General features: G+C 71.3%; 12 protein-coding genes and 1 pseudogene. 2 read left to right on the top strand and 11 right to left on the bottom strand.

Going from position 1 to position 16,132, the window contains the following annotated elements; genetic code table 11:
* Positions 1 to 3: 3 nt before the first annotated feature.
* From ACIQHQ_RS17665 to ACIQHQ_RS17625, 9 genes are all read right to left on the bottom strand, one after another.
* A complete protein-coding gene (locus ACIQHQ_RS17665; protein ID WP_402612823.1) occupies positions 4 to 822 on the bottom strand; it encodes an HAD family hydrolase in 819 nt (272 codons plus the stop codon).
* Positions 819 to 2,096: a serine--tRNA ligase gene (serS, locus tag ACIQHQ_RS17660; protein ID WP_402612822.1), complete on the bottom strand. Its 1,278-nt coding sequence runs from the start codon at positions 2,094 to 2,096 to the stop codon at positions 819 to 821. The genes ACIQHQ_RS17665 and serS overlap by 4 nt, the downstream gene beginning before the upstream one ends.
* Positions 2,097 to 2,614: 518 nt before the next feature.
* Positions 2,615 to 3,547 carry a prephenate dehydratase gene (pheA, locus tag ACIQHQ_RS17655; RefSeq protein ID WP_402612821.1) on the bottom strand — a complete coding sequence of 311 codons (933 nt, stop codon included), beginning with the start codon at positions 3,545 to 3,547 and terminating at the stop codon, positions 2,615 to 2,617.
* Between the two features lie 62 nt (positions 3,548 to 3,609).
* Positions 3,610 to 4,899, bottom strand: a complete 1,290-nt coding sequence (gene efeB, locus ACIQHQ_RS17650) for an iron uptake transporter deferrochelatase/peroxidase subunit (RefSeq protein ID WP_402612820.1) — start codon at positions 4,897 to 4,899, stop codon at positions 3,610 to 3,612.
* A gap of 6 nt (positions 4,900 to 4,905) precedes the next feature.
* Positions 4,906 to 6,867: a copper resistance CopC/CopD family protein gene (locus ACIQHQ_RS17645; RefSeq protein ID WP_402612819.1), complete on the bottom strand. Its 1,962-nt coding sequence runs from the start codon at positions 6,865 to 6,867 to the stop codon at positions 4,906 to 4,908.
* Between the two features lie 13 nt (positions 6,868 to 6,880).
* Entirely contained in the window at positions 6,881 to 7,351 is a 471-nt protein-coding gene (locus ACIQHQ_RS17640) for a copper chaperone PCu(A)C (protein ID WP_402612818.1), read from the bottom strand.
* The gene (locus ACIQHQ_RS17635; RefSeq protein ID WP_402612817.1) at positions 7,348 to 8,007 is read right to left on the bottom strand and encodes an SCO family protein; all 660 of its coding nucleotides are present in this window, start codon (positions 8,005 to 8,007) and stop codon (positions 7,348 to 7,350) included. The genes ACIQHQ_RS17640 and ACIQHQ_RS17635 overlap by 4 nt, the downstream gene beginning before the upstream one ends.
* 90 nt (positions 8,008 to 8,097) lie before the next feature.
* Positions 8,098 to 8,841 carry a YcnI family protein gene (locus tag ACIQHQ_RS17630; RefSeq protein ID WP_402612816.1) on the bottom strand — a complete coding sequence of 248 codons (744 nt, stop codon included), beginning with the start codon at positions 8,839 to 8,841 and terminating at the stop codon, positions 8,098 to 8,100.
* Positions 8,842 to 9,004: 163 nt separating this feature from the next.
* Positions 9,005 to 9,826 (bottom strand): hypothetical protein, encoded by an 822-nt coding sequence (locus ACIQHQ_RS17625; RefSeq protein ID WP_402612815.1) that lies wholly within the window; start codon positions 9,824 to 9,826, stop codon positions 9,005 to 9,007.
* Between the two features lie 244 nt (positions 9,827 to 10,070).
* Here ACIQHQ_RS17625 and ACIQHQ_RS17620 point away from each other — a divergent pair, with 244 nt between their 5' ends.
* Entirely contained in the window at positions 10,071 to 10,535 is a 465-nt protein-coding gene (locus ACIQHQ_RS17620) for an ATP-binding protein (RefSeq protein WP_402612814.1), read from the top strand.
* Positions 10,536 to 10,631: 96 nt separating this feature from the next.
* Here ACIQHQ_RS17620 and ACIQHQ_RS17615 read toward each other — a convergent pair whose 3' ends face one another.
* On the bottom strand, positions 10,632 to 13,625 hold the full coding sequence (locus tag ACIQHQ_RS17615) for a glycine--tRNA ligase (RefSeq protein ID WP_402612813.1): 2,994 nt from the start codon (positions 13,623 to 13,625) through the stop codon (positions 10,632 to 10,634).
* A gap of 174 nt (positions 13,626 to 13,799) precedes the next feature.
* On the opposite strand from ACIQHQ_RS17615, the pseudogene ACIQHQ_RS17610 reads away from it, so the two are divergent.
* A pseudogene (locus ACIQHQ_RS17610) lies at positions 13,800 to 14,620 on the top strand (triphosphoribosyl-dephospho-CoA synthase).
* Here ACIQHQ_RS17610 and ACIQHQ_RS17605 read toward each other — a convergent pair.
* Positions 14,610 to 16,067, bottom strand: a complete 1,458-nt coding sequence (locus ACIQHQ_RS17605) for an aminopeptidase P family protein (protein WP_402612812.1) — start codon at positions 16,065 to 16,067, stop codon at positions 14,610 to 14,612. The pseudogene ACIQHQ_RS17610 and the gene ACIQHQ_RS17605 overlap by 11 nt on opposite strands.
* Positions 16,068 to 16,132: the final 65 nt, after the last annotated feature.

The raw sequence follows: 16,132 nt of genomic DNA, 5'->3' as shown, positions 1-16,132 counted from the left end.
AGTTCAGCCCAGCAACCGCTCCAGCACCACCGCGATGCCGTCCTCGTCATGGGAGGACGTCACCTCGTCGGCCACCGCCTTCAACTCCTCGTGGGCGTCCGCCATGGCGACGCCGTAGGAGGCCCAGGCGAACATCGGGATGTCGTTGGGCATGTCGCCGAAGGCGATCGTGTCCGCCGCCTTCAACCCGAGCCGACGGGCCGCCAGGGACAGCCCCGTCGCCTTGGACAGCCCCAGGGGGAGGAGTTCGACGATGCCCTCGCCCGCCATCGTGACGGTGACGAAACCGCCGGCGGTCCGCGTGGCCGCCTCGCAGAGCTCGTCGTCGGTCAGCGTCGGGTGCTGGATGTACAGCTTGTTCAGAGGCGCGGTCCACAGGTCCGACGCGTCCGTGAAGGGCGTGGCGGGCAGGGTGCCCTGGACCGCGTAGCCCGGGCCCACCAGCACCTCGCCGTCCAGGCCGTCACGGCTCGCCGCCACGTACAGCGGGCCGACCTCCGCCTCGATCTTGGCCAGCGCCACCCCGGCCAGCTGCCGGTCCAGCGTCACCGATGTCAGCAGGCGGTGCGCGCCGGCGTCGTAGACCTGCGCGCCCTGGCCGCAGACGGCCAGGCCCTGGTAGCCGAGGTCGTCGAGGATGTGCCGGGTCCACGGGACCGCGCGGCCGGTGACGACGATGTGCGCGGCGCCCGCCGAGGTGGCCGCGGCGAGCGCGTCACGGGTGCGCTGCGACACCGTGTCGTCGGAGCGCAGCAGCGTCCCGTCGAGGTCGGTGGCGACGAGCCGGTACGGGAAGCCGCCCGGGGAAGCCGTGTCGCTCACTTGGCCACCGGCTCCAGGACCTCCCGGCCGCCCAGGTACGGACGCAGCACCTCGGGCACGCGCACGGAACCGTCGGCCTGCTGGTGGTTCTCCAGGATCGCCACGATCGTGCGCGGGACGGCGCACAGCGTGCCGTTGAGGGTGGCCAGCGGGCGGACCTGCTTGCCGTCACGGACGCGGATCGACAGGCGGCGGGACTGGAACTCGGTGCAGTCCGAGGTCGAGGTCAGCTCGCGGTACTTGCCCTGGGTCGGGATCCACGCCTCGCAGTCGAACTTGCGGGAGGCCGAGGCCCCCAGGTCGGCGCTCGCCACGTCGATCACGCGGTACGGCAGCTCCAGCGAGGTCAGCCACTGCTTCTCCCAGTCCAGCAGGCGCTGGTGCTCGGCCTGCGAGTCCTCGGGAGCGACGTAGGAGAACATCTCGACCTTGTCGAACTGGTGCACGCGGAAGATGCCCCGGGTGTCCTTGCCGTGCGAGCCGGCCTCGCGACGGAAGCAGGGCGAGAAGCCCGCGTAGCGCAGCGGGAGGCGGTCGGCGTCGAGGATCTCGTCCATGTGGTACGCCGCGAGCGCCACCTCGGACGTGCCGACCAGGTAGAGGTCGTCGTCGGCGAGGTGGTAGACGTCCTGCGCGGCCTGGCCGAGGAAGCCCGTGCCCGCCATGGACTGGGGGCGCACCAGCGCCGGGGTCAGCATCGGGGTGAAGCCGGCCGCGGTGGCCTGCGCCATCGCCGCGTTCACCAGGGCCAGCTCGAGGAGCGCGCCCACGCCCGTCAGGAAGTAGAAGCGCGAGCCGGAGACCTTGGCCCCCCGCTCGACGTCGATCGCGCCGAGGATCTGGCCGAGCGCCAGGTGGTCCTTGGGCTCGAAGCCCTCGGCGGCGAAGTCGCGGATCGTGCCGTGCGTCTCGAGCGTGACGAAGTCCTCCTCGCCGCCCACGGGCACGTCCGGGTGGACGAGGTTGCCGAGCCTTTGGAGCAGCTCCTGGGTCTCGGTCGCGGCGGCGTCGCGGTCCGCGTCGGCCGCCTTGACGTCGGCGGCGAGCTGGCCCGCCTTCCTCAGCAGTTCGGCCTTCTCGTCGCCGGCCGCCTTGGGGATGAGCTTGCCGAGCGCCTTCTGCTCGGCGCGCAGCTCGTCGAAGCGGACGCCGGACGACCTGCGCCGCTCGTCGGCAGACAGGAGGGCGTCGACGAGCGCGACGTCCTCTCCACGGGCGCGCTGCGACGCGCGCACACGGTCGGGGTCCTCACGGAGCAGGCGAAGGTCAATCACGAGCCCAAGGCTACCGGTGCGGGGTGACCGCCCACGACTTACTAGGGCCGGGGTGGCATACATCCCGGTATAGGCGAATTGTGTGTGGCGTCAATGCAGTGCCCCTCCATCCCCGGCGCGAGGCATCCTCGGGGTGCCGCATTGACATGAATCCCTTGCGGGAAGCGGGACTTGGGCCGCGGTTGTCCACAGGGATCCCCGCGCGCCGAAGAGTTATCCACAGGCTGTGTGGAAGATCTGTGGACTTCGGAATGGATCACTCCGGAAGATCCGTTGATCCCTCGGATTTCTCGATGGAAACCCGTTCTGTCCTCGCTTTCGAGCGGAAAGTGGTCACTCCGAAGAGTTACGCAAAGGAAAACGGTGGACGAAGGGTCACCTACGTGCGGATGGACCCCTCAGGGGTCTGTAGGGCGATTTGTCGACGGGGGCACACCCCGTTGTCGACTTGTCCCCAGATCGAGAAGCGACCTGTGGATAACTCCTGTGGATAACGACAATCGGCAGGTACGACCGGCCTAGAAGCGGCCGTCCTGGCACCGCGCGACCCAGTCCGCCGCCGCGACGAATTCGTCGTCGGAGGTGCCCAGACGCGGTGGCCGCACATCCCCCGGCCGCATGTCCGCGCGCGGGTAGGAACCGAGGTAGCGCACCTGGAGGCAGATCCGCTTCAAACCCATCAGCGCATCGGCCACCCGACGGTCGGAGATGTGGCCCTCGGCGTCGATGCAGAAGCAGTAGTTGCCGATGCCCGCGCCCGTGGGCCGGGACTGGAGCAGCATCAGGTTGATGCCGCGGGTGGCGAACTCGCCGAGCAGGTCGCGCAGCCCGCCGGGGTGGTCGTCGCGCTGCCACAGCACGATCGAGGTCTTGTCCGCGCCGGTCGGGGCGGCGGGCCGGGCGGGCCGGCCGACCAGCACGAACCGCGTCTGGGCGTTCTCCGCGTCGTGGATCCCGGTCTCCAGCGCCTCCAGGCCGTAGCGGGCGGCAGCGAACTCACCGGCGAAGGCGGCGTCGTACTGGCCCTCCTGGACCAGCCGGGCGGCATCCGCGTTCGAGGCGGCCGACTCCCAGTGCGCGTCCGCGAGATGCTTCTTCAGCCAGTTGCGCACCTGCGGCTGTGCGGCCGGATGGGCGGAGACGGTCTTGATGTCCGACAGCCTCGTGCCCGGGCGGACCAGCAGCGCGAAGGTGATCGACAGCAGGACCTCGCGGTAGATCATCAGCGGGGCGCCGGCGACCAGCTCGTCGAGGGTGGTGGTGATGCCGCCCTCGACGGAGTTCTCGATCGGCACGAACGCGGCCTCGGCCTCGCCGGCGCGTACCGCGTCGAGCGCGGACTGGACGGACACGTACGGGATGAGCTCCCGGGTGGCGGCCTCGGGAAGCGTGCGCAGGGCCACTTCGGTGAAGGTGCCCTCGGGGCCGAGATACGCATAGCTCGCTGGCATGACCTCACCCTAATGGGCCCGCGGAAGCGCTATCCCTCACAAGCCCGCACTGGGGTGAACTCTCACCCCTCCAGCAGCTTCTGCCCCACGTACTCACCCTCCGCGGCCCCGCCCGGCACGGCGAACAGCCCGCTCGACTCGTGCCGGATGAACTGCGACAGGGCGTCGCCGCGGTCGAGCTTGCGCTGCACCGGCACGAACCCGCGCAGCGGATCGGCCTGCCAGCAGATGAAGAGCAGACCCGCGTCCGGCACCCCGTCACCGTCGATGCCGTCGTGGAAGGAGAACGGGCGGCGGAGCATCGCCGCTCCGCCGTTCTGGTCGGGCCGTGTGATGCGGGCATGGGCGTTGATCGGGACCACCAGGTTGCCCTTGGCATCCGTCTTCTCCAGGTCCATCGCGGTCGTCTCGGTGCCCCCGGACAGTGCCGCCCCGTCGGACTTGCGGCGCCCGATCACGTCCTCCTGCGCCTGGAAGGAGAGCTGCTCCCAGTCGTCGAGGAGCATCCGGATCCGGCGTACGACGGCGTAGGAGCCGTTCGCCATCCAGGCCGGTTCGCCCTTCTCGGGGACGAAGATGCGCTGGTCGAAGTCCGTCTCGCTCGGCTTCGGATTGCGGGTGCCGTCGATCTGGCCCATGAGGTTGCGGGCCGTCATGGGGTGGGAGGTGGCGCCGGGTGAGCGGTTGAAGCCGTTCATCTGCCAGCGCACCTTGCCCGCCCGGCCCACGTCCTTCTGTATGGCACGCAGGGCGTGGAAGGCGACCAGGGCGTCGTGGGCGCCGATCTGCACCCACAGGTCGCCGTTGCTGCGGTTCTTGTCGAGCTGGTCGGAGGAGAACTCGGGCAGCGGGTCGAGGGCGGTCGGGCGCTGCTTCTCCAGGCCCGTCCGGGCGAAGAAGCTGTGGCCGAAGCCGAAGGTGATCGTCAACGACGAAGGGCCGGCGTCACGGGCCACGTCGGTGTCGTCGTGAGGGCTCGGCTCACCCGCCATCAGCCGCCGGGCGGTATCCGACCAGCGGCGCAGCAGAGCGGCGGCTTCCTTGCGGCCGGCGCCTGCCGCCAGGTCGAAGGCCACGAGGTGGCCGCGGGCCTGGAGGCCGTCGGTGATGCCGGGCTGATGTTTCCCGTGAAACATCACCCGGCCCGTGCCGAGTGAGGTCAGCGGAGCGGCGGCTTCGGAGGGGGCGGCGGCGTAGCCCACGGCGGCGCCCGCCGTGCCGAGGACGAGCCCGGTGGCACCGGCGGTGCCGAGCAGCCGCCGCCGTGAGATGCCCTCGTGGGCGGAGGCCGCTTCGCTTTCCCCGGGGGTGGCCTCAGGGGTGCGGGCCTTTGGAAGGGACTGGTCAGGCATGGTCGTTCAGCCGATCTGAGCGTTCTTGGAGACGGTCACCTCGTCGATGTCGGAGGTCCGCACGGTCACGTCGACCTTCCAGTCGCCCGCCATGGGGATCTGCACTCCGTTCGCCGACCAGTGTCCGGTAGCGATGTGGTCGGGGACGACGGGCAGGGGCCCGATGTCCTTGGCTTTGAGGGTGAATGCGACCTTCACCTCGGGGATGTCGAAGGCCCGGCCGTTGGGCCGCTCCACATAGACGTGCATCTCGTTGCCGCCCACGCGCGCGGGGTCGACATCGACGGTGACGATGCCCTTGCCGTCCTCGCCGCCGGTGTCGAACGGCATGTTCAGGGTCAGCGCCCCGGACGCGCCCGTGTCGGCGGCGGCGGACGAGGTGGCCGCCTTGGCCTCCTGCTCGGTGCGGCCCGGCTCGGTCTGCGTCAGGACGGTGGTGACGGCGAGCAGCACCACCGCGATGCCGGCCTCGGCCAGCACGGAGCGCCGCAGCCCGAAGAGGTTCGGGTCCGCGTCCCGCATCCGCTTCTGCCGCGCGGCATCCCGGGCGGCCTGTTGCCGGGCGAGCTGCGCGGCGCGTTCGCTGTCGGCGGGCTCGGAGCCGGGCTGCTCACCGGTGCCGGTGTCGAGACCGCTGTCGCTCGCGCTCGCGTCAGAGACGTCGTCGTCGGCCGCGGCGCCGTCCGCCTTCGCTCCGACCCACTCCTTCTCCCGTACCGCCGCCTGCACCGGCGCCGTCTGCGCCAGTCGGCCCGTCCACCGGCGTGAGATCCACGCCACCCCGACCAGGACGACCACGAGGGCGATCTTGGCCAGCAGGAGCTGGCCGTAGCGGGTGTCGGTGAAGGCCGACCAGGAGCCGAGCTGGCGCCAGGACTGATACGTGCCGGTCGCGATCAGGGTGAGGACGCTGCCGAAGGCGAGCCGCGAGAAGCGGTGCACGGCCGCGGTGTCGACGGGCGTGCCGACGGGCGCGCGGTACAGGGCGACCAGGAGTGCGCCCAGTCCGCCGAGCCAGGCGGCGACGGCCAGCAGATGGAGCACGTCCACCGGCATGGCGATACCCGCCTGGAGACCGACCGAGGCGTGTTCGGACATCGCCCAGCTCGCCGCCAGACCGGCCGCCACCACGATGCCGCCGATCGAGAGCCCGAAGGTCAGGTCCCGCTTCTCCTGGGTGTCCTCCCGCTTGTCGTACGCCCCGAACAGCACGGCGATGAACAGTGCCGCCGCCGCGAGCAGCAGCAGCCGGGACACCAGGGCCGCACCGCTCTTGGTCTGCAGCACCTGCCCGAGCAGGGACAGGTCGAAGATGTCGGAGACTTTCCCGGAGCCCGTGAACGAGCCGCGCAGAAGCAGCAGGGAGAAGGTCGCCGCGGTGAGCGCGACCCATCCGGAGACGACGAACCGCTGTACCGGCCGCACCCCGGAACCGCGCGGCCAGCAGGCGAGCACGAAGGCGGCGCCGCCGGCCATCACGATGAACCCGGCGTACGACACGTACCGCCCGAAGCCGTACAGCCAGCCCACGACCCCGTCGTCCGCCGACTGCCCGGAGACCGACACGGACGTCTTGGAGGGGGCGCCGATGGAGAAGGTGTAGGCACCGGTGACGGGATGACTGTCCGCCGAGACGACCTGGTAGGCCACCGTGTACGTGCCGTCGGGCAGCCCCGAGTGCAGCGGCACGGCGTACGTGGTGCCGCTGACGTTGGCTGGTTTGCCCGTGTCGACGCGCTTGCCCTCGGGGTCGAGTACGCGCAGCGAGTCGTCGGACAGCGCGACCTGCTCGGAGAAGGTGAGCGAGATCCGGGCTGGTGCCTTGTCGACCACCGCCCCCTGTCCGGGGTCGCTGCCGGTCACCGCGGCGTGCGCGGCGGCGGGGCCGGCTCCGGCGAGGAGTGCGCAGGCCGCCGCCAGGAGCAGCAGTACCAGGGTCCGGACGCGGGGGGCGATGGTCTGCGTCACAGGGGTCCCTCCCTCAGTGTCCGGTCTTGGGCGTGTAGGTCGCAGGCTTCACCGGCATCTCGACCTCCATGGGGGCGGAGTGGGCGAAGTGCAGTTCGACGGAGACCGTCTGGCCTTCCTTCGGCTTGCTCTTCAACTGTTCGAACATCAGGTGGTCGCCGCCGCTCCTCAGCTCCAGCCGGCCACCCGCGGGGATCTTGAGGCTCTTGACCTCCCGCATCGTCCCGTCGACGGTGTCGTGCACGGTGACCTGCCCGGCGATGCCGCTGGTGACCGAGGTCAGCTCGTCGTCGGCGCCGCCCTTGTTGGTGACGGTGAGGAAGCCGGCCGCCATGTCGTCGGACACCGGCTGCGGCATGTACGCGGAGCCGACGGAGAGTTCCGCCTTGCCGGAGCCGCTGTCACGGCCCGAGTCCGAGCTGCCGCAGCCGGCCAGGGCCAGCGTCCCGGCTATGACGAGGGCCGGGCCGATTCGCCGCCTCACGGGTTCTCCCCCTTGGCGATCTTGGGGAGGTCCTTGGTGTAGTCGTCGACGGTGGCGCCTTCGCCGTAGAGCACATAGCCGCCGTCGGTCTTCGGGGAGAACGCGATGACCTGGGTGCCGTGCTCGGAGACGGTCTTGCCGTTCTTGTCCTTCCTGGTCGGCTCGATGGAGATGCCGAGGGTGCGGGCGCCGGCCTGAATGGTCGCGAAGTCGCCGGTGAGGCCGACGAAGGTGGAGTCGATGCCCTTGAGCCACTTGCCGAGCTCGGCCGAGGTGTCGCGCTTGGGGTCGGTGGTCACGAACACCACGCGCAGCTCGTTCTGCTCGGCCTTGGGCAGCTGCTTCTTGGCGACGGCGATGTTGTTCATCGTCAGCGGGCAGACGTCGGGGCAGTGGGTGTAGCCGAAGTAGATCAGCGTGGGCTTGCCCGCGGTCTCCTTGCGGAGGTCGTACTTCTTGCCCTGGGTGTCGGTGAGGACCAGGTCCGGCTTCTCGAACGGCTTGTCGAGGACGGTGGCGGCCTTGTCGGTCCCGGCCTCCTCCGACACCACGGATACGGGCTTGTCGCTGTCGCTGTCGCCGCCGCTGCCGCAGGCGGTCAGGGTCAGGGAGGCGGCGGCGAGCAGAGCGGTCGCGGCGAAGGTCTTGGTGCGCATAGAAAAAAGTCCCAGATGTCGGTGACCCGGCGCGCACCGGGTGCCCCGCCCGGAGGCGGGGATCCGGCGCGCGCCGTCAACGGAAGCGGCTCAGGCGCTGGTGCGCCGACGGCCGGCGAGCACGCCGTAGGCGACACCCGCCGCGCCGACCACGATGCCGACGATGCCCAGGACGCGGGCGGTGGTGTCGGTGCCGTCGGAGGAGGCGGAGTCGGAGGCGGTGGTGTCGGAGGAGGCCTTCTCGGCCGGCTTGGCGTCGGTGTCCTCACCGGTCGCCGCGTCGTGGTGCCCGCCCTCGGAGGCGGCGGACAGCTCCAGCACCGGGGCCGGGTTGTCGGGCTCCTCCTGGCCCTTCTGCGGCACCTCGATCCAGCGGACGACCTCCTTGTTGGAGTACGTCTGCAGCGCCTTGAAGACCAGCTGGTCGGTGTCCTCGGGCAGGGTGCCGATGGAGACCGGGAACTTCTGGAAGAAGCCGGCCTTGATGCCCTCACCGTCAGCGGTCCAGGTGACTTTGGTGACGGCCTCGGAAATCTTCTCGCCGTGCATTTCCAGCGGCTTGTCCAGCGTGGACTTGGTGACCTTGATGTCCCAGCCGGGCACCGGCTCCGGCATCACCGAGGCCAGCGGGTGGTCGGTGGGGAAGTTGACCTCGAGCTTGGTGGTCGAGGCGTCGTCACGCTCGTTGGGGACCTTGAAGTCCACCACCGCGTAGCCGCCCTTGGCGGCCGTGCCCTCGGGCTGCACGGTGACGTGCGCGAAGGCGGGGGTGGACAGGGCGAGAACGGTGACACCGGCGGCGGCACCGGCCGCGACGATACGGGAAGCCTTCATGGAAGGAGCGCTCCGCTGTGATTCGGTCTGGATGTGGAAGGAGGAATGCGCGCACACGCGCGTGCCGCACGACGGCCCCTCCTCCGCAGGATCCAGGGATCCGGGGCTCCGAGAGTGGAGGCCCGGGACGTCCGGGAGCGGAAGTGGTGGTGGTCGCGTCGCGTCAGGCGGCGAGGGCGAGTGCGGCTACGGAAGCCGTGGCGGCCGGTGGGCCGCGCCGGATCACCGTGTGCTGGAGCGCCGTGGTGCGCGGCATCGGTGGCTCGGACCGCGCGGTACACACCGGGCGCCGACCGGACTCCGGGGCTCCGGGAAGCCCGGCGCGCAGGGCGCGTACCAGCGCGAGGGCGGCCCGCAGGGATCGTACGAGCGCTCCCTCGGCGACACCCTGCGCCGACAGTGCGGTGAGCCGCAGCAGCGCCAGATCGCCGTGGCGCAGCAGCCAACCGGCGGCGAGCGCCGCGAGGAGGTGGCCGAGCAGCATCGGCAGGGACGGCCACAGCGAGGCCGACGAGCCGGACGCGGCGTCCGAGGCCAGATGCGTGTGTGTCCCCGGAGACGGCTGGACCCGGGCTTCGGTGAGGATCCTCTGGGCCTGCGCCGGGCTGATGGCCGCAGCCGTCGTGCCGCAGACGAACCGCGCGGCCTGCTGGACCAGCATGGCGTCGCTCCCGCCCGCCGGTACCGAGGACGTGACGGCGGCCGTACCGTGCTGGCCGAGGCCGAACAGTGTGTGCAGCACTGTCTGGCCGACCGCGAGCAGCGTCGTGATCCCCGCCAGCGAGCGCACGCGCCCGGCCAGCGGAGCCGCCACCGCGACCACCCCGAGGAACCCGGCGCCCAGCGTCCACAGGGGAATGCCGTCGCAGGAGGCGAGCGCGTGACCTGCCCCGGCCAGCACGACGCAGACCGCGGCGAACACCGCGGCCCGCAGGATCCGGAGCATGTGTCCGGAGCGCGTTGCGCGCGCGTGGGGGGCAGTCATGGCGGGCTCATCATCGCACTGGCCCCGCACACCCCGTGCGGCAGGTCCACAAGATGCCGTACGACCGGAACGTCATGCTCTGGCCCCACGCGCCCTCGGATGCGCCGATGGACGCCCCCGCATACACGGATCAGGACCAGCGCGCATCCGCCGTATGGGCGGCCTCACGTCGACTTCACGCTTACACACCGGTACTGAGGGCAATACGTAACGGTATGTCGAGCCGCAGCCAGGAGGCTGGAGCATGAGCATTTGGTGGTCACTCCATCTGCGGCGCGAAGCTGCGAGCGTACCGCTCGCCCGCCGCCTGCTGATCGGCACGATGGAGACCGCAGGCGTCGACCCGGACATCTCCTACGACCTCTCCGTCGCTCTCAGCGAGGCCTGCGCGAACGCCGTGGAGCACGGCGGGGACACGGGTCGGGGGCCCGGCTCGGAGGCCTACCGGGTCACCGCGTACCTGGACGGCGAGAAGTGCCGGATCGAGGTCGCCGACGCGGGCCCGGGGTTCCCCGCGGCGTCCGCCGGGCGGTCCCGCCCGCCGATCCGTCCCGTGCACACGGACGCGGAGAACGGCAGGGGGCTCGGCCTCATCGAGGAGCTCGCCGACCACGTCCACATCGGCAACAAGCCGGGCCGGGGCGGAGCCGTGGTGAGCTTCGACAAGGTCCTGAAGTGGCGCAGCGACGCACCACTGATGGCGGTCTGACCGCTGAGGCCGTCGCGGTGTTTCACGTGAAACACCGCCCGTGAAACCACCGTCCGTGAACCGGCGTCCGTGAACCGCCGTCCGTGAACCACCGTCCTACAGCGCGCCCCAGTCCACTGTCGTACGGGCCAGCCCCGCCACGTCCGTCAGCAGCGCCAGCCGCGCCGCCCGGAGCGCCGGGTCGGGGTCCATCACCAGCACCTCGTCGAAGAAGGTGCCGATGGCGCCGACCAGGGGGGCGGAGACCTCGATCAGCGCGCCGAGATCGTCCTCCCGTCCCTGCAAAGCCTCTCGCACGGCCTGCGCGCTCTCGGCGAGACGCAGTTCGGCGGGCGCGGTCAGCAGGGACAGGTCCGCCCCCTCGACGCCGCCCTCGGGCAGGATGCGCACCACCCGCTGGAACGCGGCGGCGAGCGCCTCGAACGCCTCGCTGCCGACATGCCGCTCCAGGGTGGCCAGCGTGCGATCGCCATGGGCGGGACGATCGGCCCACACCAGTACGGCCTGCACGAGCCGGTGCTCGTGCCCGGCGTCCGTGAGCTGCTGCTCGTAGCGCCGGGTGATGAGTTCGGCGGCCTCGGCGACCCGCTCGGCGGGCACCTCGACGCCCTGCGCGGCATACCGTACGGCCGCCGCGCGCAGACCCTCGCTCACCCGGACCCCGGCCACGGCGGGCAGGCTTCGCAGTACGTTGAGCAGCCCGATGGCGGCCCGCCGCACCCCGTACGGGTCGGAGCTGCCGGTCGGTGCCGCCCCGATCAGGAACATGCCCGTCACCAGGTCGAACCGGTCGGCGAGGGACAGCACGGCACCCGCGTCCCCGGTCGGCAGGGCACCACCGGCGGAACGCGGCAGCTCCATCTCGGCCAGCGCCCGGGCAACCTCGGGGGACTCGCCGGCCCGGCGGGCGTACTCCTCCGCCATGACCCCGGCCAGTCCCGAGAACTCGATGACCATCTGCGAGGCCAGGTCGAACTTGGCCAGCGCACCGGCCCGCCGCACGACCTCCACCGTGTCTTGCGTCAGCCCGGCCCGCCCGGCCAGATCCAGGGCGAGGGAAGCGAGCCGGACGGCGCGGTCGGCGACCGTACCGAGCCGGTCCTCGAAAGTCAGCTTGTCCAGCCGCCTGCGGAACTCCTCCGGCGCCACCTTCAGGTCCGCCCGCCAGAAGAACGCGGCATCCTCGTAACGGGCCCGCAGAACCGCCTCGTTGCCCGCCCGTACCACGTCGTCGTCGCACAGGGCGTTGGCGAAGGTCACGAAGTGCGGCATGAGCCGCTCCCCGTCCAGCACCGGCAGATAGCGCTGGTGTTTGCGCATCACGGTGGTCAGGACGCTCGCGGGCAGTTCGAGGTAGCGCTCGTCGAAGGACCCCCGCACGGCGTACGGGAACTCCAGGATGTCGGTGATCTCGTCGATCAGCCCGGCCTGGCCCTCCACATCGACGCGCCCGCCCACCTCGGCCGCCGCCTCCAGGGCGCCCCGCACGACCGCCCCGCGCCGGGCCTCCCGGTCGAGCAGGATGCCGTGCATGTGCAGGAAGTGCGGGTAACCCTCGGCGGAGGTCACCCGGACCTCCGGGTAGGGGGCCTGCCGCTGCACCCGCGTCGTGTCGCTCGCGGAGAGCGAGGAGACCACCACGGGCAGGGGGGTACGGCCCAGCAGTGCGAGCAGCCAGCGCACGGGACGCGAGAACGACAGCCCCGGGTCGCTCCAGCGCATGTTGCGCCCGGCCCGCAGTCCGGAGACGACCTCGGCCAGCAGCTCGCTGAGCACCTCGACGGCCGGACGCCCCTCCTCGTGGCGGGTGATCGCCACGTACTCGACCCCGTTGGCCTCGACGACCCGGACGTCGGCCGGTTCGGCGCCCTGGCTGCGGGCGAAGCCCAGGAGGGCGGGAGTGGGGGCGCCGTCCTTGTAGGCGGCGGCGGCCTTGGGCCCGCGCACGGTCCGCATGGTGTCCCGCTCGCGCGGCTGCACACCGTCGACGGTGATCACGATCCGGCGCGGTGTGGCCAGTACGTTGATCGCGCCGTGCCCCAGCCGGGTCGCGGCGAGTTTGGCGGTGACCGACTCGCGCACCGCCTCGGTGGTGGCGGGGACCTCGGCGTACGGCAGTTCCTCCACGCCGATCTCGAACAGCAGCGTCTCGACGCCGGGCACCTTGGGCAGCATGCCCCGCTCGGCCGGAGCCGGTGCCGGAGCAAGCCCGAGAGGATGCTCCAGCGCGGCCCGCCGCCGCTCCCACAGCTTCGCCGTCTCGTGCGTCAGCCCGCGCATCAGCGAGAACGCCTTGGCCCGCTCGGTCGTGCTGATCGCGCCGCGCGCGTCGAGCACGTTGAAGGTGTGACTGCACTTCAGCACGTACGTGTACGCCGGGACCGGCAGCTCCAGGTCCAGCAGGCGCCGGGCCTCGGCCGCGTACGACTCGAACAGACGGTGGTTGGTGTCGATGTCGGCGTCGTCGAGGTAGTAACGGCTCATCTCGTACTCGTTCTGCCCGAACACCTCGCCGTAGGTGATACCCGGCGCGTAGGCGATGTCCTTGAAGTGGGACACGCCCTGGAGGTTCATCAGAATGCGTTCGAGACCGTAGGTGATCTCCACCGACACCGGGTCCAGGGCGACGCCGCCGACCTGCTGGAAGTAGGTGAACTGGGTGATCTCCATGCCGTCCAGCCAGACCTCCCAGCCCAGCCCCCAGGCGCCGAGCGCCGGCGAGGCCCAGTTGTCCTCGACGAACCGCACGTCGTGCGCGTTCAGGTCGACGCCCAGGGCACGCAGGCTGCCCAGGTACAGCTCCTGCGGGTTGCCCGGGTCGGGCTTGAGGATGACCTGGAACTGGGTGTGGGTCTGGAGCCGGTTGGGGTTCTCGCCGTAGCGCGAGTCGTCCGGCCGCACGCTCGGCTCCACGTAGGCGACGCTCCACGGCTCGGGACCGAGCACCCGCAGTGCCGTGGCCGGGTTGGCCGTGCCGGCTCCGACCTCGGTGTTCAGCGGCTGCGTGATCATGCAGCCGTTGTCGCTCCAGTACTTCTGCAGGGTCAGGATGGCGTCCTGCATGGTCAGCGCCGTCTGAACGTTCTTCATGGTGATTGCGCCCGTTCCCTGAATCGGCCCGGCAAGGTCGGCCATGATCTCACACGTCAACTACCGCTGACCTGCTGTTTCTTGACCGACCGGTCGGACGTTCCCGGCTTCTTCACCGCGGGTCCACAGCCGGACCCCATGCCCTGACGGGTGGCGTCCCTGCACTCCGGTGCCATGACCCGAACGCGGCACGGCACCGACCGGGAGGACGAGGCGCTCGCCCGGACCGCCGTCGACGCCCTGCTCGGCCAGCCGGCCCTGGTGCCCAAGCCGGGCCTGCGCTGGTCGGCCCGGGCACTGCTGCCCGGCCTCACAGCGATGGCCGTCACGGCCCGCCGCACGGGCGAGCCCCACGCCCGCGCGGACCTGGGCGCGATCGGCCGCTCCACGGAGCACACGGTGGCACTGACGGGCGGCGGCCACCGGGGCGCCCTGTGGACGCTGGGCCTGCTCGTAGCGGCTGCGGCACTGCGGCCGGGAGCCGGGCCGGCCGACACCACGGCCTTGGCGAAACGGCTGGCCGCCCCGGACCGCCGCGCCCCGCGCCGCCCCTCACGCGGCTCCACCATGCCGGCCCGCTACGGGGCGGCCGGTGCGAGAGGAGAGACCAGAGCCGGGTTCCCCCACGTCCGCCGGGCCCTGACCGCCCTCACCACGGTCCGCGGCAGGGGGCGCCACCGAGCCCCAGGCCCGGCTGGACGCCCTGCTCACGGTGATGTCCACACTCCAGGACACGGAACTGCTCCACACGGCGGGCCCGATCGGCCCGCGGCAGGTCCAGGCGCGGGCGCGCGGGGTCCTGGACGCGGGCGGAACGGGAACGGAGCGCGGCGCCGGCAGCCCTGGACGCCACCCTCGCCGACCGGGGCTGGGCGCCCCGCGGCAGCGCACCTTGCCCATCGGGCGCCCTGTTCCCGGAGGCTCTCGGCCCTGTGCGGGCGCGGGGAACCGTGCGGCCAGCCCCCACGCACCCGCGGACGACACTCAGCCCGTGAGGGAGGCCATCCACGCCTCGACCTCGTCGGACCGCCGAGGCAGCGCCGCACTCAGATTCCGGTTGCCGTCCTCCGTCACGAGGATGTCGTCCTCGATCCGCACCCCGATGCCCCGGTACTCCTCCGGCACCGTCAGGTCATCGGCCTGGAAGTACAGCCCGGGCTCCACCGTCAGGCACATCCCCGGCTCGAGAACGCCGTCGACGTACGCCTCAACCCGGGCCGCCGCACAGTCGTGCACGTCCATGCCGAGCATGTGCCCGGTGCCGTGCAGCGTCCAGCGCCGCTGAAGCCCGAGCTCCAGCACCCGTTCCACGGGCCCCTCGACGAGCCCCCACTCGACGAGCTTCTCGGCCAGCACCCGCTGGGCGGCGTCGTGGAAGTCGCGGTACTTCGCTCCGGGCTTGACCGCCGCGATCCCGGCCTCCTGCGCCTCGTACACGGCGTCGTAGATCTTGCGCTGAATCTCGTCGAACCGACCGTTGATCGGCAGAGTGCGTGTCACGTCGGCCGTGTAGTACGTGTGCGTCTCGACACCCGCGTCGAGCAGCAGCAGCTCGCCCGAGCGCACGGCCCCGTCGTTGCGCACCCAGTGCAGCGTGCAGGCGTGCGGGCCGGCCGCGGCGATCGTGCCGTAGCCGACGTCGTTGCCCTCGACGCGCGCGCGGAGGAAGAACGTGCCCTCGATGTACCGCTCGGAGGTCGCCTCGGCCTTGTCGAGGACCTTCACGACGTCCTCGAAGCCGCGCACGGTCGAGTCGACCGCCTTCTGCAGCTCGCCGATCTCGAACTCGTCCTTGACCAGGCGCGCCTCGGAGAGGAAGACCCGCAGCTCCTCGTCACGCTCGGCGGTGACCTTGTCGGTCAGGGCTGCCTCGATGCCGGCGTCGTAGCCGCGCACGACCCGCACCGGGCCGGTGGCCTCGCGCAGGGCGCCGGCCAGCTCGCGCACGTCGGAGGCGGGGATGCCGTACAGCTGTCCGGCCTCGGTGAGGGAGTGCCGGCGGCCGACCCACAACTCGCCCTGGCCGTCCAGCCAGAACTCGCCGTTCTCCCTGTCGGAACGCGGCAGGAGGTAGATCGTCGCCTCGTGGCCCTCGTCCTTGGGCTCCAGGACCAGGACACCGTCCTCGGTCTGGTTGCCGGTGAGGTAGGTGTACTCGACGGAGGCGCGGAAGGCGTACTCGGTGTCGTTCGAGCGGGTCTTCAGGTTGCCCGCGGGGATCACCAGACGCTCACCCGGGAAGCGCGCGGACAGCGCGGCCCGGCGGGCGGCGGTCTCGGCGGCCTGGGGGATGGGCTCGAGGTCACGCAGCTCGGTGTCGGCCCAGCCGCTCTTCATGTTCTCGGCCAGCTCATCCGACACGCCCGGGTACAGTCCGTTCTTCCGCTGCTTGATCGGCTCTTCGCTCTCGTCCGGGATCGCCGGTGTGAGCTCCTCGGCCACGGTCATCCTCCTCGATACGCCACTGGACCACCGTCCACTGTACGGCGGCGTTGAAAGGGCCCCGC

The organism is Streptomyces sp. NPDC092370 (assembly GCF_044755265.1).
Lineage (GTDB): Bacteria > Actinomycetota > Actinomycetes > Streptomycetales > Streptomycetaceae > Streptomyces.
The sequence above is the reverse complement of the archived record's forward strand: the minus strand, read 5'-3'. Positions and strand labels throughout refer to the sequence as shown.